21 protein-coding genes are annotated in these 24,184 nt (G+C 68.0%); 14 read left to right on the forward strand and 7 right to left on the reverse strand.

Annotation, left to right across the window (positions count from 1 at the left end):
- Window positions 1-56: 56 nt before the first annotated feature.
- From AC5P5S_RS10305 to AC5P5S_RS10320, 4 genes are all read left to right on the forward strand, one after another.
- Window positions 57-1,259, forward strand: coding sequence for a DesA family fatty acid desaturase (locus AC5P5S_RS10305; protein WP_099523770.1), 1,203 nt, complete (start codon window positions 57-59; stop codon window positions 1,257-1,259).
- Window positions 1,256-1,588, forward strand: a complete 333-nt coding sequence (locus AC5P5S_RS10310; protein WP_043035298.1) for an EF-hand domain-containing protein — start codon at window positions 1,256-1,258, stop codon at window positions 1,586-1,588. The genes AC5P5S_RS10305 and AC5P5S_RS10310 overlap by 4 nt, the downstream gene beginning before the upstream one ends.
- Before the next feature lie 19 nt (window positions 1,589-1,607).
- Window positions 1,608-2,420: a bifunctional DNA-formamidopyrimidine glycosylase/DNA-(apurinic or apyrimidinic site) lyase gene (gene mutM / locus AC5P5S_RS10315; protein ID WP_043035299.1), complete on the forward strand. Its 813-nt coding sequence runs from the start codon at window positions 1,608-1,610 to the stop codon at window positions 2,418-2,420.
- A 106-nt stretch (window positions 2,421-2,526) separates the two neighbouring features.
- Window positions 2,527-4,131: an OpgD/OpgG family glucan biosynthesis protein gene (locus tag AC5P5S_RS10320; RefSeq protein WP_032965460.1), complete on the forward strand. Its 1,605-nt coding sequence runs from the start codon at window positions 2,527-2,529 to the stop codon at window positions 4,129-4,131.
- Window positions 4,132-4,668: 537 nt separating this feature from the next.
- Here the strand turns inward: AC5P5S_RS10320 and AC5P5S_RS10325 are convergent.
- Genes AC5P5S_RS10325 through AC5P5S_RS10335 form a run of 3 tightly spaced genes read right to left on the reverse strand, consistent with a single transcriptional unit; the run spans window position 4,669 to window position 6,359 of the window.
- Window positions 4,669-5,289: a thymidine kinase gene (locus AC5P5S_RS10325; protein WP_005407490.1), complete on the reverse strand. Its 621-nt coding sequence runs from the start codon at window positions 5,287-5,289 to the stop codon at window positions 4,669-4,671.
- Window positions 5,290-5,298: 9 nt separating this feature from the next.
- Window positions 5,299-5,592 (reverse strand): hypothetical protein, encoded by a 294-nt coding sequence (locus tag AC5P5S_RS10330; RefSeq protein ID WP_049418732.1) that lies wholly within the window; start codon window positions 5,590-5,592, stop codon window positions 5,299-5,301.
- Window positions 5,593-5,630: 38 nt separating this feature from the next.
- A complete protein-coding gene (locus tag AC5P5S_RS10335) occupies window positions 5,631-6,359 on the reverse strand; it encodes an SEL1-like repeat protein (protein ID WP_049418736.1) in 729 nt (242 codons plus the stop codon).
- A gap of 99 nt (window positions 6,360-6,458) precedes the next feature.
- Between AC5P5S_RS10335 and AC5P5S_RS10340 the strand changes: the two genes are divergently transcribed.
- Complete coding sequence (locus AC5P5S_RS10340) at window positions 6,459-8,435, forward strand: UvrD-helicase domain-containing protein (RefSeq protein ID WP_049402880.1); 1,977 nt, start codon at window positions 6,459-6,461, stop codon at window positions 8,433-8,435.
- A gap of 260 nt (window positions 8,436-8,695) precedes the next feature.
- On the forward strand, window positions 8,696-9,220 hold the full coding sequence (locus AC5P5S_RS10345) for a GNAT family N-acetyltransferase (protein ID WP_033834574.1): 525 nt from the start codon (window positions 8,696-8,698) through the stop codon (window positions 9,218-9,220).
- A gap of 78 nt (window positions 9,221-9,298) precedes the next feature.
- Here AC5P5S_RS10345 and AC5P5S_RS10350 read toward each other — a convergent pair whose 3' ends face one another.
- The gene (locus AC5P5S_RS10350; protein ID WP_012478689.1) at window positions 9,299-9,952 is read right to left on the reverse strand and encodes a YceH family protein; all 654 of its coding nucleotides are present in this window, start codon (window positions 9,950-9,952) and stop codon (window positions 9,299-9,301) included.
- A gap of 101 nt (window positions 9,953-10,053) precedes the next feature.
- Here AC5P5S_RS10350 and AC5P5S_RS10355 point away from each other — a divergent pair, with 101 nt between their 5' ends.
- The 4 genes from AC5P5S_RS10355 (at window position 10,054) to plsB (ending at window position 15,713) form a co-directional block, all read left to right on the forward strand.
- Window positions 10,054-10,977, forward strand: coding sequence for a 5'-nucleotidase, lipoprotein e(P4) family (locus tag AC5P5S_RS10355; protein ID WP_021202272.1), 924 nt, complete (start codon window positions 10,054-10,056; stop codon window positions 10,975-10,977).
- Entirely contained in the window at window positions 10,974-11,699 is a 726-nt protein-coding gene (gene pyrF / locus AC5P5S_RS10360; protein ID WP_005411820.1) for an orotidine-5'-phosphate decarboxylase, read from the forward strand. The genes AC5P5S_RS10355 and pyrF overlap by 4 nt, the downstream gene beginning before the upstream one ends.
- Before the next feature lie 424 nt (window positions 11,700-12,123).
- Window positions 12,124-13,077: a hypothetical protein gene (locus AC5P5S_RS10365; protein ID WP_012478691.1), complete on the forward strand. Its 954-nt coding sequence runs from the start codon at window positions 12,124-12,126 to the stop codon at window positions 13,075-13,077.
- Complete coding sequence (gene plsB / locus AC5P5S_RS10370; protein ID WP_231336670.1) at window positions 13,077-15,713, forward strand: glycerol-3-phosphate 1-O-acyltransferase PlsB; 2,637 nt, start codon at window positions 13,077-13,079, stop codon at window positions 15,711-15,713. The genes AC5P5S_RS10365 and plsB overlap by 1 nt, the downstream gene beginning before the upstream one ends.
- Before the next feature lie 88 nt (window positions 15,714-15,801).
- On the opposite strand, the gene AC5P5S_RS10375 is transcribed toward plsB, so the two are convergent.
- Window positions 15,802-16,005 (reverse strand): YdcH family protein, encoded by a 204-nt coding sequence (locus tag AC5P5S_RS10375; RefSeq protein WP_005407501.1) that lies wholly within the window; start codon window positions 16,003-16,005, stop codon window positions 15,802-15,804.
- A 90-nt stretch (window positions 16,006-16,095) separates the two neighbouring features.
- Here AC5P5S_RS10375 and ttcA point away from each other — a divergent pair, with 90 nt between their 5' ends.
- From ttcA to AC5P5S_RS10390, 3 genes are read left to right on the forward strand one after another with little or no spacing between them, the layout of a single operon-like run.
- Window positions 16,096-17,016 carry a tRNA 2-thiocytidine(32) synthetase TtcA gene (ttcA, locus tag AC5P5S_RS10380; protein ID WP_024958654.1) on the forward strand — a complete coding sequence of 307 codons (921 nt, stop codon included), beginning with the start codon at window positions 16,096-16,098 and terminating at the stop codon, window positions 17,014-17,016.
- Window positions 17,017-17,052: 36 nt separating this feature from the next.
- A complete protein-coding gene (locus tag AC5P5S_RS10385) occupies window positions 17,053-17,958 on the forward strand; it encodes a recombination-associated protein RdgC (RefSeq protein ID WP_005411825.1) in 906 nt (301 codons plus the stop codon).
- 59 nt (window positions 17,959-18,017) lie between these two features.
- Window positions 18,018-18,797: a M48 family metallopeptidase gene (locus AC5P5S_RS10390; protein WP_005407504.1), complete on the forward strand. Its 780-nt coding sequence runs from the start codon at window positions 18,018-18,020 to the stop codon at window positions 18,795-18,797.
- A 495-nt stretch (window positions 18,798-19,292) separates the two neighbouring features.
- Here the strand turns inward: AC5P5S_RS10390 and AC5P5S_RS10395 are convergent, their stop codons facing one another.
- Complete coding sequence (locus AC5P5S_RS10395; protein WP_033834579.1) at window positions 19,293-20,159, reverse strand: methylglyoxal synthase; 867 nt, start codon at window positions 20,157-20,159, stop codon at window positions 19,293-19,295.
- 168 nt (window positions 20,160-20,327) lie between these two features.
- Between AC5P5S_RS10395 and AC5P5S_RS10400 the strand changes: the two genes are divergently transcribed.
- Window positions 20,328-22,736 (forward strand): ATP-binding protein, encoded by a 2,409-nt coding sequence (locus tag AC5P5S_RS10400; RefSeq protein WP_062606900.1) that lies wholly within the window; start codon window positions 20,328-20,330, stop codon window positions 22,734-22,736.
- Here the strand turns inward: AC5P5S_RS10400 and AC5P5S_RS10405 are convergent.
- Window positions 22,722-24,167, reverse strand: a complete 1,446-nt coding sequence (locus AC5P5S_RS10405) for an FAD-dependent oxidoreductase (protein ID WP_231336671.1) — start codon at window positions 24,165-24,167, stop codon at window positions 22,722-22,724. The genes AC5P5S_RS10400 and AC5P5S_RS10405 overlap by 15 nt on opposite strands.
- Window positions 24,168-24,184: the final 17 nt, after the last annotated feature.

Raw genomic sequence — 24,184 nt, forward strand, 5'->3', positions numbered from 1 at the left:
TTGCAACGCAAGCGCCCATGATGTCTGCCATCCCCGCGTCGATACGGAGAGCCGCCATGCCCGATGCCCTGATGTCCCTGTTGACCGGTGGTGTGCTCGGCCTCGGCTGGTGGGCCATGCTGGGCGTGCTGCTGGTCTTCACCCAGATCACCATCTTCTCGGTGACCCTGTACCTGCACCGCAGCCAGGCCCATCGCGGCGTCGATTTCCACCCGGCGCTGGCCCACGTGTTCCGTTTCTGGCTGTGGCTGACCACCTCGATGATCACCCGCGAGTGGGTGGCCATCCACCGCAAGCACCACGCCAAGGTGGAGACCGAGGACGACCCGCACAGCCCGGTCACCCGCGGCATCGGCACGGTGTTCTGGCATGGCGTGGAGCTGTACCGGGAAGCACGCGGCATGCGCGCGGACATCGATCAGTACGGGCGCGGTACCCCGGATGATGCGATCGAGCGCCATTTGTATACCCCGCACGCCACGCTCGGCCCGGTGCTGCTGCTGGCGATCAACAGCGTGCTGTTCGGCCTGCCCGGCGTGGCCCTGTGGGCGATCCAGATGGCGTGGATCCCGTTCTGGGCCGCGGGCGTGGTCAATGGCCTGGGCCACTGGTGGGGCTACCGCAACTACGAATCGGCCGATACCTCCACGAACCTGACGCCGTGGGGGTTCTGGATCGGTGGTGAGGAGCTGCACAACAACCATCATGCCTTCCCCAGTTCGGCGCGCTTTGCGATGCGGCGCTGGGAATTCGACATCGGCTGGAGTGCGATCCGCCTGCTGCAGGCGCTGCGCCTGGCCAAGGTGCTTCGCGTTGCACCGGCCATGGACGTACGCCCGAACATCGCCGTGCCCGATGCCGAGACCCTGAAGGCGCTGCTCTCGCACCGCTTCCAGGCGATGACCGACTACCAGCGCAACGTGTTCATGCCGGCCCTGCGCGAGGAAGCCGCCCACGCTGGGGCCAAGCTGCGGCGCCTGCTGCCGCGCCGGCTGCGCCGTGGCCTGGTCAACGATGGCCGCTGGCTGAAGCCGGACAGTCGTGCCCAGCTCAGCGAATGGGTGGCACAGCGCCCGCGCATCCGCACCCTGGTCGAGTACCGCGCGCGGTTGGCGGCGCTGCTCGAGGCCCGCGGCCACGATGCCGCCGAGCGCCTGCACCAGCTGCAGGCCTGGTGCCGCGAGGCCGAGGAAAGCGGAATCGCGGCGCTGCAGGCCTACGCTGCGCGATTGAAGGGCTACAGCCTGGTGGGCGCGTGAGGGCAGGGTACGGCGTTCTGCTGGCGGTGCTGCTGCCGGGTGCGGCGCTGGCCCAGGTCACCGATACCGCCAGCTACCTGCAGCGGATGGACAGCGATGGCGACGGCAAGGTCAGCGAGGCCGAGTACGTGCAGTGGATGCTGTATGCCTTCGACCGCATGGACCGCAATGGCGATGGCGTGCTGAGCGCCGACGAGCTGCCCGGTGGCAAGGGCAGGGCGATCCGCCGCGAGCAGCAGCGGCAGGTGATCGTGCAGCGCTTCCACAAGCAGGATGCCAACGGTGATGGCGTCCTGGATGCCCGTGAACTGGCGGCGCCGCCACGCTGAGCGGGCGTAGAATCGGTTCATGCCTGAACTGCCCGAAGTCGAAACCACCCGCCGCGGCCTGGCGCCGCACCTGCAGGGCCGCCGCGTGCACGGCGTGATCCTGCGCCGCGCCGACCTGCGCTGGCCGATTCCGCCGGAAGTGGCCGAGCTGCTGCCGGGGCAGCGCATCGAGGACATCCGCCGTCGCGCCAAGTACCTGCTGCTGGACACCGCCATCGGCAGCGCCGTGCTGCACCTGGGCATGTCCGGCAGCCTGCGCGTGCTGCCCGGCGACACCCCGCTGCGCGCGCACGACCATGTGGATATCAGCCTGGACAACGGCCGCCTGTTGCGCTTCAACGACCCGCGCCGTTTCGGCAGCCTGCTCTGGCAGCCGGCCGGCGAAGTCCACCCGCTGTTGCAGGGGCTGGGCCCGGAGCCGCTGGACGATGCCTTCGACGGGGACTACCTGTTCGCCCGCAGCCGTGGCCGCAGCGCGCCGGTGAAGACCTTCCTGATGGACCAGGCGGTGGTGGTGGGCGTGGGCAACATCTACGCCGCCGAAAGCCTGTTCAAGGCCGGCATCAGTCCGCTGCGCGAGGCCGGGAAAATCTCGCGCGAGCGCTACCAGCGGCTGGCCGATGCGGTGAAGGAGATCCTCGGCTACGCCATCACCCGTGGTGGCACCACCCTGCGTGACTTCATCAGCCCCGATGGCGCGCCGGGTTACTTCGAGCAGGAACTGCTGGTGTACGGCCGTGACGGGCTGCCCTGCCCGAACTGTGGCCGCGCGCTGAAGCACGCCACCATCGGCCAGCGCGCCAGCGTCTGGTGCAGCCGCTGCCAGCGCTGAGGCGGGCGGCCAGCGGCAGCTGAACGGGCAGGGCACGTCTCCGCTGCCCGTTAACGTTTGTCTGCCTATGATGGCCGACCTTCCCCTCTGTGCCTGACGCGCCTGCATGCAACGACGCGACTTCATCCGCAATGCCTCCCTCGCCCTGGCTGCATTCGGCCTGCCGTCCCTGCCCGCGTGCGCGGCCAGCAGGAGCGGCCAGATGGGCCTGCGCCGCCTCGGCCAACCGCAGCCGTTCGACTTCGCCACCCTGAAGGGCCAGGCGCGCGCGCTGGCACAGGCGCCCTACAAGAGCCACAAGCGGGTACTGCCGGGCCGCCTGGAAGGGCTGGACTGGGACCAGTACCAGTCGATCGGTTACCGCCAGGACCATGCGCTGTGGGCCGACCAGCCGGGCAAGTTCCAGGCCAAGTTCTTCCACCTGGGCCTGTACTTCCATTCGCCGGTGCGCATGTTCGACGTGGTCGACGGCAAGGCGCAGGAGCTGGCCTATGACGGCGCGGCCTTCAACTACGGCAAGAGCGGCATCAAGGACGGCGAGCTGCCGGCCGATCTCGGCTTCGCCGGTTTCCGCCTGAACACCCGCAAGGACACCGATCGCGATTTCGCCGCCTTCCTCGGCGCCAGCTACTTCCGCGCGGTCGGCAAGGAAGGCCAGTACGGCCAGTCCGCGCGTGGCCTGGCAATCGATACCGGCATGGGCAAGCCGGAGGAATTCCCGGACTTCATCGCCTATTACCTGGAACAGCCGTCGGCCGATTCGGAAACGATCGTGGTGTATGGCCTGCTGGATTCGCCCAGCGTGGCCGGCGCCTATCGCTTCGCGATCACCAATGGCGATGTGCTGCTGATGGACATCGACAGTGCGCTGTACCCGCGCAAGGCGATCGAGCGGTTGGGCATCGCCCCGTGCACCAGCATGTACCAGGTGGGTGAGAACGACCGCCGCATGGCCTGGGACTGGCGCCCGGAGATCCACGACACCGACGGCCTGTCGCTGTGGACCGGTGCCGGCGAATGGATCTGGAGGCCGCTGCTGAACCCGCGCAACCTGCGCTTCAACATGTTCGTGGACCGCAACCCGCGCGGCTTCGGCCTGCTGCAGCGCGACCGCAACTTCGACCATTACCAGGACGACGGCGTGTTCTACGAGAAGCGCCCGTGCCTGTGGGTGGAGCCGAAGGGCGAATGGGGCGAGGGCTCGGTGCAGCTGGTGGAGATCCCCACCGTGGACGAGACCTTCGACAACATCGTGGCGTTCTGGAACCCGAAGGAAAAACCGCAGCCGGGCCAGGAACTGCTGGTCGGCTACCGCCTGTACTGGGGTGCCGAACCGCCGGCACGGCCGCCGCTGGCGCACTGCGTGGCCAGCCGCACCGGCCTGGGCGGCGTGGTCGGCAAGAAGCGCGAGTACTTCAGCTGGCGCTTCGCGGTGGACTTCGAAGGTGGCGAACTGGCCAGGCTGATCGACAAGGGCGAGGTCGAGGCGGTGGTGGAAGCCAGCCGCGGCCGGGTCGAGATCGTGTCGGCGCGTCCGCTGCGCGAGATCAACGGCTACCGCGCGATGTTCGACCTGGTGCCGCCGGAGGGCAGTACCGAGCAGATCGACATCCGCCTGTTCCTGCGCAGTGGCGGCAAGACCCTGACCGAGACCTGGCTGTACCAGTACACCCCGCCGCCGGCGGGTGCGCCGGAGCGCACGCTGTACTGAGTGGTTTGGGATTGCAGGGCTTGCAGCCCTGCACCTGCAGAGGCCAGAGCCGAAGCAACGGCAGAAGCTGGTTTCCTGTGGGGAGGCGGGGTGGGTCCGGTGGCGGGAGACGCCGTAAACCCGTCCATGGGGGCTTGGCCGCGGCATCCATGCCGCGGACACTCCCGCCACCGGACCCACCCCGCCTTCGACAGACCTCCGCGATCTGTCGGAGCACGGGGTCGGATCCCGTTGCTGAGCAACGGGCTCTGACCCCAGATGAATTTCGATAGATGAATTTCGATATCTGACAGATGTGCCGACCAACGGTCGGCACCCACCAACAGCTGCGGGATTCTGTCAGAGGTGGGGCGGTGTCGGAGTGCGGGGTGTCAGCCGCATGGATGCGGCTGCCAAGCTTACAAGGACGTACTTGCAGCGTCCCCGCAGTCCGACACCGCCCCGCCATCACACGCAATGCCAGCTCTTGCTGTTGCTGTTGCCGGCCAGCGGCCGGCACTACCGCGGGTGCAGGGCGCAGCCCTGCCGAACACCGCTCTACAGCGGCAGGGGCGCCTGCGCCGGATCGATCCGCCCTTCACCGCGGGTGATCTTCTTGAACTCGGCACGGCTGACCGACACGTAGCGGTCGTTGCCACCGATCTCCACCTGCGGGCCATCCTTCACCGCATGGCCATGCTCGTCCACGCGCACGGTCATCGTCGCCTTCTTCCCGCTGTGGCAGATGGTCTTGATCTCCTGCATCTCGTCGGCCCAGGCCAGCAGGTACTGGCTGCCCTCGAACAGCTCGCCGCGGAAATCGGTGCGCAGGCCGTAGCACAGCACCGGAATGCGCAGCTGGTCGACCACCTCGCTGAGCTGCCAGACCTGTGCGCGCGTGAGGAACTGCGCTTCATCCACCAGCACGCAGCCCATCGGGCCGTTGGCGGCCAGGTCCTGTTCGACCCAGTGCTGCAGGTCGGTGTCACGGTCGAAGGCCATGCCGTCCGCACGCAGGCCGATACGCGAGGCCACCACGCCGGCGCCGGCACGATCATCCAGGCGCGGGGTCAGGATCGCCACCCGCATGCCGCGTTCGCGGTAGTTGTGCGCGCTCTGCAGCAGGGTCGTGGTCTTGCCGGCGTTCATCGCCGAATAGTAGAAATAGAGCTTGGCCATCGCCCAATTCTAGTCGTCCACCGCCTTGTCGTCGCGGACCGCGTCCGGCCGTCCTATCTCGACGCTGGGGGTCAGCGCGGGGCGCCAGTAGTTGTCCAGCGCCCTGGCGGGCTGTCTGTCCCGTTCGGCCCGCTGGGCCATGCTGCGCCAGAACAGGTCCGGATGGGCATCGAAGAAGCCTCCGGTCAGGACGGTTGGCGGGATCTGCCGCGGGGCCTCCACCGGGCATTCCCTGGCGGTCACGGCAGCGGCCATCGACAGGCCCAGCAGCAGGCAGAAGCGTGGAGCTTGCTTCGCTTTCATATGATCGCCCTCCTGGCAATGACCATGGAATACGAACGTCAGCGCCCCGCGCCTTCCACGGGGCTGAGTGGGCCGACCTCGACGCTGCGGCCGCGGAACTCCTGTTCCCAGATGCGGTCCTGCATGCACCAGTACGCTGCAGGGTCCCAGTAGGCATCGCGATAGTAGTCATCGCCACGGGTGGGCCAGCCGGCTTCCGGGCCGTCGGACAGTTCCACCTGCAGCATCGAGCTGACCCAGCCGGTACGGCTGCCGGTCATGCCGCTGCGGTCCACGCGCATGGCAGCCTCCATGCGCGGCTTGGCCGTGGCATCGCCGTAGGCCGCATACAGCGCCGGCCCTTCGGCGAGCACCCGTTGCCGCTGCGCGGCATCCAGGCGGTTCCAGTAGCGCTCGCGCTCCAGCAGCAGGTCGCGGTAGCCGCGTTCGGCGGCCAGGTCCATCCAGATGTAGGCCAGCACCGGATCAGGGGCGGTACCCGTGCCTTCCTGGTACATGCGCGCGACCAGCGACTGCGACAGCTTGTCGGCGTGCGCGGCCGCCCGCTTGAAACGCACCAGCGCATGATCGGGCCGGCCCTGGCGCCACGACTGCAGGCCCAGCTCGCGCCAGTGCAGGTCAGGATGAGCCTGCAGGAAGCCCGGGGTCATCAGCGCCGACCGCAACGACGCGCCAGCATCGGGCGCGCAGTCCGCACTGCGGGCAGCCAACGGCGCCAGCAGCAACAGCAGGGTGCCCAGCAGGGCGGCAGAGGCGGTCGGGCGCATGCACCTGGCTCCAGTGCTCCGGTGGCGAATCAATAGCTTAGGAACGGCGTGCATGCAAGTCAGGTCCGCCCGCTGCGGCCCCGCTACAATCCCATTCCCATGCACGGTCTCAATCCCCCCCAAGCCGCCGCCGTCCTGCACATCGAAGGTCCGTTGCTGGTGCTCGCCGGCGCGGGCAGCGGGAAGACGCGCGTGATCGTGGAAAAGATCGCCCACCTGATCGGCAGCGGCCGCTACCCGGCACGCCGCATCGCAGCGATCACCTTCACCAACAAGTCGGCCAAGGAAATGCGCGAGCGTGTGGCCAAGCGCCTGCGCGAGCAGGACGCCGACGAGGTGACCATCTGCACCTTCCATGCGCTGGGCCTGAAGTTCCTGCAGATCGAACACGCGGCCGTGGGCCTGAAGCGTGGCTTCTCGATCTTCGATGCCGATGATGCCGCTGCGCAGATCAAGGACCTGATGTACGGGGCCAAGCCCGACGACATCGAGGACATGAAGAACCTGGTGTCGCGCGCCAAGAACGCCGGCCTGTCGCCCGAGCAGGCGATGGCCGCCGCGCGCAGCAACCGCGAGAAGGAAGCGGCCAGCGTCTACGAGCGCTACCAGCTGCGCCTGACGGCGTTCAACGCGGTCGACTTCGATGACCTGATCCGTTTGCCGGTGCAGATCCTGGAGGAAAATCCGGAGATCGCGCTGGCCTGGCGCGAGCGCATCGGCTACCTGCTGGTGGACGAATGCCAGGATACCAACGACGCGCAGTACCGGCTGCTCAAGCAGCTGGCCGGCGACAAGGGCAACTTCACCTGCGTGGGTGACGATGACCAGTCGATCTACGCCTGGCGCGGTGCCAACCCGGAAAACCTGCAGCAGATGGGGCGCGACTATCCCACGCTGGAGATCATCAAGCTGGAGCAGAACTACCGCTGCTCCAACCGCGTGCTGCGCGCGGCCAACGCGCTGATCGCCAACAACCCGCATGAGCACCTGAAGAAGCTGTGGAGCGACCAGGCCGACGGCGAACGCATCCGCGTGTGGGAGTGCCGCAACAGCGAGCACGAGGCGGAAAAGGTCGCGGCCGAGATCGCCTTCGTGGCGCAGTCGCGCAACGTGCCGTGGAGTGATTTCTGCATCCTGTTCCGCGGCAACTTCCAGTCACGGCCGCTGGAAAAGGCGATGCAGCTGCTGCGCATCCCTTACCACCTGACCGGCGGCACCATGTTCCTGGAGCGCCAGGAAGTGAAGGACACGCTGGCCTGGTTGCGGCTGCTGGTGAATCCGGACGACGACACCGCGTTCATGCGTGCGGTGCAGTCGCCCAAGCGCGACGTCGGTGCCGGCACGCTGGCCAGGCTGGCCGAACTGGCGCAGGAAAAGGACATGCCAATGGCGCAGGCCGCCGAGGCGATCGGTGCCCTGCAGCAACTGCCGCCGCGCGCAGCCAACAGCCTGGCGCGCTTCACCGACATCCTGCGCGACCTGCGCGCGCAGATGCGTCAGGTCACCTCGGGCGACATGATCCGCAAGGTCGCCAAGGAATCGGGCCTGCTCAGCGAACTGCGCCAGCAGGCCAAGGAAGAAGCCAGCTACCAGCGCCGTGCCAACAACATCGAGGAGCTGGCGCAGTGGTTCGAGGGCGGCCCGCGCGGTGCCACCGCCGCCGACCTGGCCGGCCAGCTGGCGCTGCTGTCACGCAGCGACAAGGACGAGGGCGGCAACCAGGTGCGCATGATGACCATGCACGCCTCCAAGGGCCTGGAATTCCCGTACGTGTTCATCGTTGGCTGCGAGGATGGCGTGCTGCCCCACCAGGTCAGCCTGGACGAGGGCAACCTGCAGGAAGAGCGGCGGCTGCTGTACGTGGGCATCACCCGCGCCAAGATCCAGCTGTGGATGAGTTACAGCAAGCTGACGCGCAAGTTCGGTGAGCATGTGCGGCTGAAGCCGAGCCGGTTCTTCGATGAGATCCCGGCCGAGGAAATCCAGCGTGATGGCGCTGATCCGGTGGCCGATGCGGCGCGCAAGAAGGAACGGGCGAGTGCGGGGTTGGCGGCGATCGAGGCGTTGTTCGACTAGGGCGCTCCAACGGCGCCGCCCCTCCGTGGTGGAGCACGCGTTGGTTCCGCAGTGTGGCCGATCGGGGTGGGTTCGCGGGGGACGCCGTGAACCCGTCCCTGGGGGCTTAGCCGCGCCATCCATGGCGCGGATACCCCCGCGAACCCACCCCGATCGGCCTCTGACAGATGCCGGGCGCTTCCTTCCACGGCAATGCAAAGAAAATCAAAAGCAGCAGCCGGGGTTGAGGCAGAATCGGGGTTTCGGCTGGAGGTCCACCTGTGCAACCGATCGAGAGTGAACGCCTGCGCCTGCGTGCCATCGAGCCTGATCGCGATGCGGCGCCGATGCTGGCGCTGTTGAATGATCCGGGCTTCGTGCGCTTCATTGGCGACCGCAATGTGCGCAGTGAGGAGCAGGCGCGGGACTACATCGCGCTGCGTGTGCTGCACAGCTATGCGTTGAATGGCTTTGGCATGTATGCCATCGAGCGGTTGTCCGATGGTGCCTGGCTGGGCAATGCCGGACTGGTACGGCGTGATGGGCTGCCGGGTCCGGACATCGGCTATGCGGTGCTGTCGGAATTCGCCGGGCAGGGCTATGCCGGTGAGGCGGCGCGGGCAGTGTTCGCGCATGCGCGCGCTGGGCTGGGCCTGCACGATCTGTATGGCATCACCGATCTGGACAACGTGGTGTCCGGGAAGATCCTGCTGGGGTTGGGCATGCAGGAGCGCGGGGTGATCCAGCTGCCGGGCGTGGACAGCCCGAGCCGGTTGTATGCCACGCCGGGTGCGGCGCAGGTCTGACCCCTGATGTTGGTAGGTGCCGACCGTTGGTCGGCACGATTCAGATGCAGTGCCGACCAACGGTCGGCACCCACCCCCTCAGCCGCGCAGTTCGGCCAGCTGTGCCTGCAGTTCGGCCACGGCCGCTTCCAGCTGGGCCACGCGCTCGGCCAGGCCCGGGTCGGCTGCATCGCTGCTGCCACCGCCGCTGCTGGCGTACCTGGCCGCCAGCGCCGCACCGTCCACTTCCCCGCACAGCAGGTGCATGTAGCGGTCTTCGCGCTGCCCACTGGCACGCGGCAGCACCACCAGCAGCGCGCGCTGCTGCAGGCGCTCGATGGCGTGGCGGGCTTCGTCGGTGTCGGCGAAGCGGTGCAGGCGCTCGCTGCGCGTGATCAGTTCGCCCAGCGTCTGCGGCCCACGCAGCAACAGCAGCGCCAGCAGCACGGTCTGCTGCCGGGTCAGGTCCAGCGCGGCCTGCAGGCGGTGCTCGTAGCGGTCCGCGCGCGAGGAAAAGTGCTGGCGGGCCAGGCCCAACGCCTCCAGCTGGCGCAGCGCGTGCTGCACGCTGCCGGCGTCGATGTTCATCACCGGCTCGCGGGCAGTCTTCTGGTTGGCAGCCGATTGGGCGGCATTGACCGTCAGTGGATAGGTGTCCGGCGTGGTCGCCTCCTTTTCCACCAGGCAACCCAGCAGGCGGGCCTGCACGGCGTCGAGCAGGGGGACGTCGGGGGTCTGGACGGAATCGGTCATGGCGGCCTCCGGAAGGGCAACGGGTCAACCGCCAAGCATAGCCGTCCCGGGGCCGCCTTTGCCGGTAAAATGCGCCGGTATATCTGATTGCCGGTGAATCCATGCGTCGTCCCGTTTCCCTGTCCCTGACCCTGCTCGCCACTGCGGCGCTGGGCCTGTCCGCCTGCAAGCGCGTGGATGCGCCTGCTGCCGAAGCCGCTGCCCCGGAGGCCCCGGCCGCCGCTGCCAAGGCTGATGGCGCGCTTGATGCGACCGCCAACGACAATCTCAACGCCGTGCTGTGGATGCAGCGCGCGCAGGAGTACAAGGCAATCACCGAGCAGACCTACCGCGCCGCCGCCGACCACCTGGACGCCGCGCTGAAGGAAGCGCACTGGGATGCGCTGGTGCCGGAGGAACGCGGCAACGAGGCCAAGGGCCTGAAGCCGGCCGTGGTGCTGGACGTGGATGAGACCGTGCTGGACAACTCGCCCTACCAGGCGCGCCTGGTGCGCGACGGCAAGGAATACGACGAGCTGAGCTGGGACCAGTGGGTGGCCGAAAAGAAGGCCAAGGCCATTCCGGGCGTGGTCGATTTCGCCAAGGCCGCCAACGCCAAGGGCGTAACCCTGCTGTACATCTCCAACCGCGCCGTGCACCTTAAGGACGCGACCCTGGCCAACCTGCGCGAGCAGGGCCTGCCGGTGGCCGATGACAGCGTGTTCCTGGGCCTGGGCACCGTGGTCGAAGGCTGCGAGCAGGCCGGCAGCGAGAAGAACTGCCGCCGCCGCCTGGCCGGGCAGAAGTACCGCGTGCTGATGCAGTTCGGCGACCAGCTGGGCGACTTCGTGGAAGTGACCGCCAACACCAACGAAGGCCGTGACGCCCTGCTGCAGCAGTACCACGACTGGTTCGGCGAGCGCTGGTGGATGCTGCCGAACCCGACCTACGGCGGTTTCGAGCCGGCGCAGTTCAACAATGACTACAGCCAGTCGCGCCAGGCCCGCCACGACGCCAAGCGCGCTGCCCTGGACTACGCGCCGTGAGCCGCGCGCCGCTGCCGCTGCGCGATGACGAGCGCCTGATCTTCGCGCTGGACGTGCCTGATCGCGCGCAGGCGCTGGAGTGGGTCGACCGCCTCGGCGACAGCGTGGCGTTCTACAAGATCGGCATGGAACTGCTGGCGTCGGGCGAGTACTTCCAGGTGCTGGACGAACTGGCCCGCCGCGACAAGCGCGTGTTCGTCGACCTGAAGTTCTTCGATATCCCGGCCACTGCCGCGGCGGTGATCAAGCGCCTGTCGCAGTGGCCGGTCAGCTACGCCACCATCCACGGCTGGCACCCGGCGATGATGGAAGCCTGCGCCGCCGCCAACAGCAGCGACATGCGCCTGCTGGCGGTGACCGTGCTGACCTCGATGGGCCGCCCGGACCTGGCGCAGATGGGCATCGACCGTGAACCGGTGGACGTAGTGGTCGAACGCGCGCTGGCCGCGCAGGCGGCCGGTATCGATGGCGTGATCGCCTCGGGCCAGGAAGCCGGCCCGATCCGCGCCGCTACCGGCGCCGGGTTCTCGATCGTCTGCCCGGGCATCCGCCCCGGTGGCCCGGTCGGCGATGACCAGAAGCGTACCGTTGGCGTGGCCCAGGCCTTTGCCGATGGCGCCGATGCCATCGTGGTTGGTCGCCCGATCCGCCTGGCCACCGATCCGCAGGCCGCGGCGCGGGCCATCCAGCAGGAAATCGCGTCGGCGCTGGCTGCGCGCTGAGATTCCGTTGCGCAGGCTGCAGGCCCGAACGCCATCCCGACCCGCGCGGGATGGCGTTTCTGCATCCGTCCACCGAGCGGTTGTGCCCGAATCGCCGCAAAACCTGCCGTAGATTTCATGGCCTCCATGCCAGGCATCAGGACGATCAATAAAATCAATAATTTAGGCCGCACTACGTGAAGTGTTGCCTTAACTTGAGCGGCAGCGTAGGATCGCCGCCATCCGGTCCTCGGGCCGGACATGTGCCACAACACTGTCCACCGGCCCTGCGCCGGTTTGAAGAGCCTGTGATCCCCGTGATCCCGGCTCTTTTTTTATTCCCATCAGTGACTTGCACAAGCAACAGCGGAAACCGTGACGTCCCGGCTTGCCGCTGTCACGTCACAGGCCGCAAGATGCGGACCGGTCCGGGGAGTCCGAGTGCATGAGCGTGGCAGTGCGAGGAAGGTCTGCGCGTGGATGGGGGCTGGCAGCCATGCTGCTGCTGGCCGTGGCGGCGTGTCGTGAATCGGCCCAGGACCCGGCCAAGCCGGCGGCCGAGCCGGTCGCGGCGGTGCAGGCCATGGCGCTGCGCCTGGCCGAGGACGATCTGGTCGGCTATGCAAAGCTGTCGGTACCGCCCAGCCAGTACCAGCGCCTGCAACAGGCCTGGACCGAAGGCCACAGCCAGTGGCCGCTGACCGAACTGCCGCTGGGTGACCAGCTGCTGCCGATGCTGGCCGCACTGCGCAAGCCCAATGCCAGCGCCGAACTGCAGCGCAGCTTCGATCGCCAGCTGGCCGGACAGGCCGGCGCGGTTCGCCAGGCCGCGCAATCGATGGGCAACTTCGGTGTGCAGTACCTTCGCCACCAGAAGGGCTATACGCCTGGCCAACAGGCGCATTACATCGCCCTGGTCGAAACCCTGGCCAGCTGGGCGCAGGGTGCCCCGATCAGTGACCGGGCCCGCGCACGCAGCACCATCGCCGCGCTGGTCGGCGCCGCCAACAAGGTCGGCTTCGACGACGAAGCCGGCCTGCAGGCCGCGGGCATGGAAGGCAGCCTGGCGCAGCTGGCGCCGTTCATCCACACCCTCAAGGCGGTGCTGGGCAGCTACGGGCTGGGCGTGGACGACGCGTTGCGCAGCGTGCGCGGCGAACTGCTGTCGGTGGAAGGTGACAACGCCCTGGTACGCCTGCGCTACGACCTCGCCGGTCGCGAGATGAGCCTGCAGCTGCCGCTGAGCCGCCGCGAAGGCCACTGGTACCTGACCCGCACCCTGGCCGACACCGACGCGCTGCTGCGCAAGGCCGAGGCGGCCCGCGCCGCTGCGTCGCCGTCGCCGGCTGAAGCCCCCGCCGAGGGTGGGGAAGCGGCAACGCCGCCGCCTAAGCCATAATGGCGCCGATGTCGAAACAGAACCCGCTGCCGTTCCCCGGCGAAGAATCCCAGTCGACGCCCGCCGATACGGTGCCGGCGTCCCCCTCGACCGGTACCGGCCCGAACCCGGTACCGCCGCCCGTGCACGCGCGTCCGGCCGGCCGACGCCCACTGTGGGCACGGTTGCTGGGCCGCCTGGTCGAGCCGTGGCTGTCGCTGAAGATCGAGCCGGAAGACCCGGGCCAGTACAACGATGGCCGCCCGGTCATGTACGTGCTGGAAGACTACGGCCTGTCCAACGCGCTGATCCTGGACAAGGCCTGCCGCCAGGCCGGCCTGCCGTCGCCGCTGGTGCCGCTGGCCGGTGACCCGACCGGCCGCAAGCGCGCCTACCTGGCGCTGTCGCGGCGCAGCTCCAGCAATTCGCTGATCCCCGAGCAGCGCGGTGCCAAGACCCATTCCGACTCGCTGGCCAAGGTCCTGCAGGCACATCGCGTGCGCGATGACCTGGACGTGCACCTGGTGCCGGTGTCGATCTTCGTCGGCCGCGCGCCGGACAAGCAGAGCGGCTGGTTCGCGGTGCTGTTCTCGGAAAACTGGGCGCTGGTCGGCCGCTTCCGCCGCCTGCTGGCGGTGCTGCTCAATGGCCGCAGCACCATCGTCCGCTTCGCGCCGCCGATCTCGCTGCGTTCCATCATCGACGAAGGCCTGGAGCCGGAACGCACGGTACGCAAGCTGCAGCGCGTGCTGCGCACCCATTTCCGCCGCATCCGTGAATCGGTGATCGGCCCCGACCTGTCGACCCGTCGCCTGCTGGTGGACCAGGTGCTGGCCGCCGAACCGGTGCGCGAAGCGATCGCCGCGCAGGCCAAGCGCGACAATTCGAAGACGGCCGATGCCTGGAAGAAGGCACACGCCTACGCCTGGGAAATCGCCGCGGACTATTCCAGCCCGGTGGTGCGCTCGGCCAGCTTCATGCTCAGCCACGTGTGGAACCGCATCTATGCGGGCGTGCTGGTGCACCATCTGGACAAGTTCAAGGCCGCCGCGCCGGGTCACGAAGTGGTCTACGTGCCCAGCCACCGCAGCCACATGGACTACCTGCTGCTGTCCTACCTGCTGTACGACCGTGGCATCGTGCCGCCGCACATCGTGGCCGGCATCAACCTGAACCTGCCGGTGGTCGGCACCCTGCTGCGCAAGGGCGGTGCGTTCTTCATCCGCCGCTCGATCCGTGGCAACGCGCTGTACTCGGCCGTGCTCAGTGAGTACGTCGCGCAGCTGGTGGCCGGCGGCTACTCGCTGGAGTACTTCGTCGAAGGCGGCCGCTCGCGTACCGGCCGACTGCTGCAGCCCAAGGGCGGCATGATCTCGATGACGCTGCGTGCGTTCCTGCGCCAGCCGCGCAAGCCGGTGCTGTTCCAGCCCATCTACATCGGCTACGAGAAGCTGATGGAAGGCGGCAGCTACCTGGACGAACTGTCCGGCCGGCCGAAGGAAAAGGAATCGATCTGGTCGCTGCTGTGGGGCATCCCGAAGGTGCTCAAGCAGAACTACGGCCAGGTGGTGGTGAACTTCGGCGAACCGATCTCACTGAACGACGTACTGGCCGAGAAGGCGCCGGAGTGGAAGGGCGAGGCGGTGTCCGAGGACGAGAAGCCAGCCTGGCTGTCGACCACGGTGGACACGCTGGCCGAACGCATCCAGGTGCGCATCAACGGCGCAGCTGACGTCAATCCGATCAACCTGCTGGCGCTGGCCCTGCTGTCCACGCCGAAGCACGCGATGGGCGAGGCCGACCTGATCGCGCAGATCGAGCTGTGCAAGACGCTGCTGGTCGAGATGCCGTATTCGGACCGGGTGACGGTGACCCCGCACTCGCCGGAGCGGATCATCGCCCACGCCGAGGAAATCAACGTCCTCACCCGCATCAAGCACCCGCTGGGCGACGTGCTCAGCGTCAGCGGCGATACCGCGGTGCTGCTGAGCTACTTCCGCAACAACGTGCTGCACCTGTTCACCGCCTCGTCGTGGGTGGCCTGCTGCTTCCAGAACAACCGCCGCATGAGCCGTACCGGCCTGGTCCAGCTGGGCCGCACGGTGTACCCGTTCCTGCAGGCCGAGCTGTTCCTGCCGTGGAGCGAGGACGAATTCGCACAGCGCATCGACCAGACCATCAACGTGTTCGTGCGTGAGGGCCTGCTGCAGAACGTCAATGACGACGACGGCGGCATCTTGGCGCGCAACACCGGGCAGACCGACGAGGTGTTCCGCCTGCGTGCGATCGGCCACTCGCTGCAGCAGGCCTTCGAGCGCTACTACATCGCCATTTCGGTGCTGGTGAAGAACGGCCCGGGCGTGCTGGGCGCGGCCGAGCTGGAAAGCCTGTGCCAGCAGGCGGCGCAGCGTCTGAGTCTGCTCTATGCACCGGCCGCGCCGGAGTTCTTCGACCGCACCCTGTTCCGCGGCTTCATCCAGAAGCTGCGCGAACTGCGCCTGGTGTGGCCGGACGAGAACAGCAAGCTGCTGTTCGACGAGCGCCTGGATGCCTGGGCCAAGGACGCCAAGTTCATCCTCGGCCGCGAGCTGCGCCACACCATCGAACGGGTCAGCCCGGAAGCAGCGCGCCCGGACGAGCCGGCGCCGCAGGATTGAAGGCAGCGCCGGGCCATGCGGTGGGTGTGGACCTTGGTCCACACCTTCCAGCCGTGCCAACCAGGGTTGGCACCCACCAGGACGGTCCTTAGGCCGGTTCGTCGGGAATCTGCAGGCTTTCCAGCCTGGCAATGCAGTCCTTCAACTGCAGCTTGCGCCGCTTCAGGCGCTTGGCTTCCAGCTCGTCCTCGCCGTTGGCGGCCATGCGGGTGATCTGTTCATCCAGCAGGCGGTGCTCGGCGCGCAGGGCGGCGAGGCGTTCGACAATCTCGGCGGGGTCGTAGGTATCCACGGCTTCGAGGATACACAGCGATGATGACCGCCGGGAGAGGGGAATCCCGACCCCCGGCCGTGGCCGCTCCGAGCCGTTAGAATGGAGCCCATGAGTGCCGTGATTTCCCTCCCCGATCCCCAGCCGCGCGCCGCCCGCGATCCGCGCGTGGCCGAGCGCGAGCAGCACAAGCTGGCCAAGCGCCTGCGCCGCCAGGTCGGCGAGGCGATTGCCGACTTCGGCATGATCGAGGCCGGCGACAAGGTGATGGTCTGCCTGTCCGGCGGCAAGGACAGCTACACCCTGCTGGACGTGCTGCTGCAGCTGCAGAAGAAGGCGCCGGTGCCGTTCGAGCTGGTGGCGGTGAACCTGGACCAGAAGCAGCCGGACTTCCCCGAGCACGTGCTGCCGGAGTACCTGGCCGGGCTGGGCGTGCCGTACCACATCATCGAGCAGGACACCTATTCGGTGGTCAGCCGGGTCATCCCGGAAGGCAAGACCATGTGTTCGCTGTGCTCGCGCCTGCGTCGTGGTGCGCTGTACAACTACGCCGAGACCCACGGCTTCACCAAGATCGCGCTGGGCCACCACCGCGACGACATGGTGGCCACGTTCTTCATGAACCTGTTCCACCACGCCAAGCTGTCGGGCATGCCGCCGAAGCTGCGCAGCGATGACGGCAGGCACGTGGTGATCCGGCCGCTGGCCTACGTGCGCGAGAGCGACATCGTCGACTACGCGCAGGCACGCCAGTTCCCGATCATTCCCTGCAACCTGTGCGGCAGCCAGGAGAACCTGCAGCGCCGCCAGGTCGGCCTGATGCTGAGGCAGTGGGAGAAGGACCACCCGGGCCGCATCGAGCAGATCGCGCGCGCCATGGGCGAAGTCCGGCCCTCGCAGCTGGCCGACACCACCCTGTTCGACTTCATGGCGCTGGGCCGTCGCGACGACGCGCCGCTGCCTGACGCGCATGCCTGGCTGGCCGGTTCCCCGGCCGACGCCGACGCAGATCCCGAGACGCCCACCGTTTAAGGTCGGTCGCCCTTCCTCTTTGCCATCCGGAATTCCATGTTCTTTCGCAACCTGACGTTCTTCCGTTTCCCGACCACCACCGATTTTTCCGAAGTCGACACGCTGCTGCCGCACGCCCTGCTGAAGCCGGTCGGCGCACTGGAAATGAATTCGCGCGGCTTCATCTCGCCGTTCGGCCGCGAGGAGAAAGAACTGCTCTCCCACCGCATCGCCGAACACCTGTGGCTGACCGTGGGCGGCGAGGACAAGATCCTGCCGGCGGCGGTGGTCAACGACCTGCTCGAGCGCAAGCTGGAGGAGATCGAGGAGAAGGAAGGCCGCCGCCCGGGTGGCCGCGAACGCAAGCGGATGAAGGACGACCTGCTGCATGAACTGCTGCCGCGCGCCTTCGTGAAGTCCTCGCGCAACGACGCCTTCATCGACCTGCAGCACGGTTACGTGGCGGTGGATACCTCCAGCCGCAAGACCGGCGAGTACTTCATGTCCGACATCCGCGGCCTGCTCGGCAGCTTCCCGGCGATGCCGCTGAACGCCGAAGTCGCGCCGCGTTCGATCCTGACCGGCTGGATCGCCGGCGAGCCGCTGCCGACCGGGCTGAGCCTGGGCGAAGAGTGCGAGATGAAGGACCCGGTGGAAGGCGGCGCGGTGGTCAAGTGCCAGCACCAGGAACTGCGCTGCGATGAGATCGACAAGCACCTGGATGCCGGCAAGCAGGTGACCAAGCTGGCGCTGATCTTCGAGGACAACCTGTCCTTCGTCATCGGCGACGACCTGATCGTGCGCAAGCTGAAGTTCCTCGACGGTGCCCTGGACCAGCTGGAGCATGCCGACGAAGACGGCCGCCGCGCCGAGTTCGACGCCCGCTTCGCCCTGCAGAGCGCCGAGATCCGCCGTCTGTTCCTGTTGCTGGAAGAAGCCTTCAAGCTCAGCAAGGCTGACTGAACAGGCAGCCCGACGGCCGCCGGTCATCCGGCGGCCCGAAGCGGCGCTATGCTGGGCGCATGAGCCGTCTGCTGCGCCGCCTGATCAGCCCGACCCCGCCCGCCACCGTACAGCGCGACACCGTTCGCCTGCGCCTGGAGGATGCCGAGATCGAGGTACTGCGCGTGCGCGATCCGCGTGCGCGCCGCATCAAGCTGAGCGTGGACGAACGCGGCGCGCGCCTGACCCTGCCGCCGCGCGCAAGCCTGGTGATGGGCGAACGCTTCCTGGAACAGCACCGCGACTGGCTGGCACTGCAGCTGCGCCAGTACCAGGGCCAGGGCCTGCCGGCACCGCTGCAGCCCGGCGAAGACGGCGTGCTACCCCTGCGCGGCGAACTGTTGCCGCTGCGCTGGCAGGAAGGCCGCTACGCGCGCCTGGAGATCGACGCGCATGGTGCCTGCGTGCAGTGGCCGACACGTGGTGGTGACGCCACCCTGCGCCGCCTGCTGCGCGAGTTCTACGAAGCACAGACCCGCGCCGACGTCGGCCGCTGGCTGCCGAAGTACCTGCCCACGCTGCCGCGCGCACCCAGTCGCCTGCGATTGAAGGTGATGTCCTCGCAATGGGGCTCGCTCGCCCCCGATGGCAGCATGGCACTGGACCTGGCGCTGGTACTGGGCCGCCCTGAGGCGTTCGAGTACGTGCTGGTGCACGAGCTCTGCCACCTGATCCAGCCCAACCACTCGCCCGCGTTCTGGCACGAAGTGGAACAACGCTTCCCCGCCTGGCGCGAACAGCGCGACTACTTCCAGCTGGAAGGCCGCCGACTGAAGGCGATGCTGCGGCAACTGCTATAGCGCGCGGGCGCTACAGCAGTTGCCCGCGCATTCTTCCTCTACCCCCGCCTTCGGCGCGCCCCTTCAACAGAAGGGGCTTTCCTCCAGAGAGTGGGCCGGGCAGTCGGGCAGGCTCGACGCTGCACAGGGTCTGCGCAGAGGATGAGCATTCCCCACCCTGGTAACGCGCCATGGAGCGCGCGCAGCGCGCGACCCGCTCCTGCTCTTCTTTTCTTTCTTCCGTGGTGGGCACACCGGAATCTGTCCGTGGCCGGGCGGGGTGGGTTGCGCAGGGGCGTGAGCCGCATGGATGCGGCAACCGAGCTTACAGGGGTGAAGGCGCTTTGCTTGCGAAGCACTGCTTCGCAAGCGCCTGAACGCACAGCCGCCAGCGGCTGGGCCGGGCCCCGGAGGGGTACTTGCAGCGACCCCTGCGCAATCCACCCCGCCCGGCCAAGCACGGCTTTGCCTTCGGATACCACCCACCACGAGGGGCTCAGCCGTTGGCCGAAATCCTCACCTCGCCCGCAACGCCGCCGCCGCCGCCCAGCGCGCCGCCACCCGCGGTGCCGTAATGCACACCGCCTGGTCGGTCACCGTCGTCACCGCGCGCTCCAGCAGCTGGATATCCGCCTCATGCTGGCGCGCCACGTGCGGATCCTCGAAGAAGATCGCGCGCTGGCAGCGCCCTTCCAGTACCCGGTCGGCAATCTGCGCATCGCCGCCCATCGGGCCGCTCTGGTAGCGCGTCACCCAGGGCGTATCGCTGGGCCAGCCACGGCTCCACGCCAGCTCGTTCAAGCGCTGGCCGGTGGTTCCGGTTGCCACCCGCTCACCGAACCGCGCCAGCACATCGAAGTGCTCATCGGCGAAGGCCAGCATCGCCGGCTTCATCGCGTCGTGCGCGATCAGCGCCAGCGTCTGTCCTTCGAACGCATGCAGGTCGTCGGCGCCAGCATCGGCAACCAGTCCGGCATGGATGCGTTCCACCTCGATCCAGTCGCGCGCGGTGGCCACGGTGGAAATGAAAGGCTTGCCGTGGATCACGCACTGCCGCTTCAGCGCCGTGGCTTCCGGAAACACCGAGGATGGATCGACCGGATCGATCAGGTAGACCGCGCCATCCAGTGTCCGATCCGGCCCCATGCCAACCACCTCGGCCACCAGCTTCATCAAGCCACCCTCGCGACCGTAGGGGTAGCGATGCAGGCCCGCGTATCCGGTCAGGAAGCCCTGACGCTGTATCGCGTCATGGGTGCGGCCGACCGCGTGCAGCGACACGCCCAGCTCGCGCAGGCCGGGTTCGCTGACGCGCAGCCAGCGGAACAGGGCGGCGCGCGCGTCGTGGTGATGGAGACGGTTGGCAGCCAGGCCGATGCGCATCGAATGCTCCGCAAATACGGGTGAAAGCGGCAGTGTATGTCGCCATTCACCTATCTTGGTGTTTTTACAATTTTCTTCATTGCGCCTCGTCCACACGCCGCTAGCGTAAGAGGCAGCGGTACCGCTGCGCGGCCGTTCATTTCCGCCCGCCAGAAGAGGATGCCCATCGTGAACGCCGCTGGCCTGCGTGCCGCCACCGCGGTCGTGGCCGGCCTGCTGTTGCCTGCCCTGGCCGCCGCTGCGGATTGCAGGACGCCGCTGCGCATTGCCTGGCCCGCCGACCGCGCGCCGTTGTCCTCCAGCGAGCAGGGCCAGCCGCGCGGGCTCAGCGCGCAGTACCTGAAGCTGCTGGGCGCGCAGCGACCACTGCAGATGCAGCCATTGCCAACCGCCGCCATCGCCGAGGGAACGGTGCCGCCCGACGTCCAGGCACTGCTGGGCTGGTCGCGCTCGCAGTTGCCGACGGGGTGGGTGGCCAGTGCGCCCTACGTGCAGCTGCCACAGGTCATCGTGCGGCGCCGGGATGCATCGCCGGTGCTGGGCCTGGAGGCGTTGCGCGGAGGCACCGTGGCCAGTCCCGACCCGCTGTCGCTGGTCGGGGCGCTGACGGAACAGGCGTCTGGCGTGCAGCTGTTGCCCCCCGCCCCCATCGACGACGCCCTGTCACTGCTGGGCACGGGCCTGGTCGATGCCGTGGTCGCCAATCTTGGAGAGGTCGAGGCCGCGTTGCGCCACTATCAGGGCGAGCCGCTGGTAATCGCTGCGCCGGCCGGAATCGACGACGCGCCGGTGCTGGCCACCGTGCCCGCCTGCGCCGACGTCATCCCGGTGTTCGAGCGGACCGTGTCGCAGCTGACCGCGAACGAACGCGAGGCGATCCGCACGTCCTGGCTGCCGAACCAGCCGCGACACCCGCCCTCTGCGTCCCCCCTGCGCTGGCTGGTGCCGGCCTCGCTGACCCTGCTGGCGCTCATGCTGGTGTACGCCTTCGGCTACTGGCGCGTGCATCGCGAGAGCGAGCGTCGCCGTGTGGCTGCGCAACGCCTGCAGGAGGTGACCTCGAACCTGCCAGCGGTGGTCTATCAGGTGCGTCGCTCTGCCACCGGCCACTACAGCTTTCCCCAGATCGCAGGCGACGTGCAGGCGTTGTTCGGAATCAGCGTGGAAACCGCCCTGATCGATCATCAGCGCCTGCTGGCAGCGGTTCATCCCGATGATCGCTCGCGGCTGATGGACACCGTCGACGCCGCTGCCCTGGCGCGGGGCCCGATCGATGTCACCTTCCGCACGCGCTCGCCACAAGGCTGGCGCTGGGTCCACTCGCATGGACGGCCGCTGTCCCTGGACAGCGGCGACGTCGAGTGGAGTGGCTACTGGATCGACGTAAGTGGAGTGCAGGCGCGCACCCATGCGCTGGCCGAGGCGCGCCGTGCGGCCGAGCAGGCAGCGCTGGCCAAGGCCCACTTCCTGGCGACCATGAGCCACGAGATCCGCACGCCGATGAGCACCCTGCTGGGCATGCTCGAGCGGTTGGAGGGCAGCGATCTGGATCATCGCCAGCAACAGGTGCTGGTGACCGTGGGTGATGCTGCCCAGATGCTGCGGCAGATCCTGGACGACGTGCTGCACAGCCAACGGCTGCAGGCACTGCCGCTGCAGCTGCGACCCACGAGCGTGGCGGCACTGGTGCGCGCGGTGCAGCAGTTGCTGATGCCGGTGGCGGCCAGCCGGGGCCTGCATCTGCGGATCCAACTTGATCCGGAATTGCAGGCCGGATCGCTGGCCGACGGCCTGCGCCTGCGCCAGATCCTGTTCAACCTTGCCGGCAACGCGCTCAAGTTCACCGAGCATGGCGGCGTGGATCTGCAGGTGCAGGTGCTGCAGCAGCACGATGGCGGCCAACGTCTTCGCCTGCAGGTCAGTGACAGCGGGGTGGGCATCAGCCCGGAACGGCAACAGGCGGTGTTCGCTGCCTATACCCAGGCCGAGGCATCGACAACGCGCCGTTTCGGCGGCAGCGGCCTGGGCCTGGCGATCTGCCGTGAACTGGCTGCATCGATGGAAGCAGAACTATGCCTGCGCAGCGCGCCAGGCAAGGGCACCACCGTGTGGCTGGAACTGGATCTGGACGCCTGTGAGTTGCCTGCCGAGGCATTGCCGCTTCCGGCAGAGGCGGCGCGGCCACTGTCGTCGGCCCGCGTGCTGGTAGCTGAAGATCACCCCACCAACCTGCATCTGCTGGAGCAGCGCCTGCATGATCTGGGTCTGCAGGTGCACGCCTGCACCGATGGTCGCCAGGCCTTCGAGGCCTGGCAGGCGCGGGCGTTCGACCTGGTCATCACCGACTGCCACATGCCGCACATGGATGGCTTTGCCTTGGCACGGGCCATCCGCGCCGACGCCTGCGCGGTTCGCGCGCAGGTCCCGATCATCGCGCTCACGGCCAGCGCGCTGGGTCGCACCCGCGAGGCCTGCCGCGAAGCGGGCATCGATCATTTCCTGGCCAAGCCGGTGGCGGCGCAGGAACTGCGGGGCTTGCTGGCCGTGCTGCTGGCGCCGGAATCAGTGCGCCAGTAGGCGGATGATGCTGGCGGCGGCGTCGCGGCCTTCGGCCACGGCGGTCACCACCAGGTCGGCGCCACGCACTGCGTCACCGCCGGCGAACAGGCGCGGGTGCGCGGTCTGGAATGGCAGGCGGTCCTTGCCGCCAGCCACGATGCGGCCGTTGGACCGGCCTTCCACGCCGTGCTCGGCCAGCCACGCCGGCACGGTTGGCGAGAAGCCGAAGGCGATGATCACCACGTCGGCCTCCAGCAGCGATTCGCTGCCGTCGATCGGCACCGCATTCTGGCGGCCATTGGCATCGGGCTCACCCAGCCGGGTTTCGACCACGGTCACGCCGATCACCTCATCGTCGGCGCCGGCTTCGATCGACAGCGGCTGGCGGTTGAACAGGAAGCGCACGCCCTCCTCGCGCGCATTGGCCACTTCGCGCGCGCTGCCGGGCATGTTGGCTTCGTCGCGGCGGTAGGCACAGGTCACCTTGGCCGCGCCCAGCCGTACCGCGCTGCGCACGCAGTCCATGCCGGTATCGCCACCGCCGAGCACCACCACGCGCTTGCCGTTGAGATCGGGCAGGGCGATGCTGTCTTCCCAGCCGGCAATCGGCCGGCCCTTCGGATCATCACCACCGACGATGCGGCTGTTCTGCACCAGGAACGGCAGCGCCGGCAGCACGCCCTTCAGGTCCTGGCCGTCAAGGCCGCCATCGGTGTAGCGGTAGGCGCCGGTGCCGACGAACACCGCATCATGGGCATCCAGCAGCTGCTGCACGCTGAGGTCGCGGCCGATCTCCACACCGAGGCGGAACTGCACACCCATGCCCTCAAGCACTTCGCGGCGGCGGTGGATCACGTCCTTGTCCAGTTTGAAGCTGGGGATGCCGAACTGCAGCAGGCCGCCGATCTGCTCGTAGCGGTCGTAGACCACCGCGGCAATGCCGGCGCGCGCCAGGCGGTCGGCACAGGCCAGCCCGGCCGGGCCGGCACCGATCACCGCCACGCTGTGGCCGGTCGGCTGCACCGCGCCCAGGTCCGGGCGCCAGCCCGTGGCCAGCGCGGTGTCAACAATGTACTTCTCGACCGCGCCGATGGTGACCGCGCCGAATTCCTCCAGCGTGCAGCTGCCTTCGCACAGCCGGTCCTGCGGGCAGACCCGGCCGCACACTTCCGGCAGCGGGTTGGTGCTGTGGCACAGCGTGGCCGCTTCGTGGATGCGGTTTTCCTGCACCAGCTGCAGCCACTGTGGAATGGCGTTGTGCACCGGGCACTTCCAGCTGCAGTAGGGGTTGCCGCAGTCCAGGCAGCGACCGGCCTGGTACTGGGCATCTTCCTTACCGAACTTGCCGTACAACTCACCCCAGTCGCCGGACGTGCGCAGTTCCACCGGAATGCGCTGCGGCATGGTGCGGGGCAGGTCGAGGAACTGGAAGGCGTGCTTGCGGCTCATGGCGGGCTCTGTGGTGT

It is taken from the genome of Stenotrophomonas sp. YJH_SMC_54 (assembly GCF_059368435.1).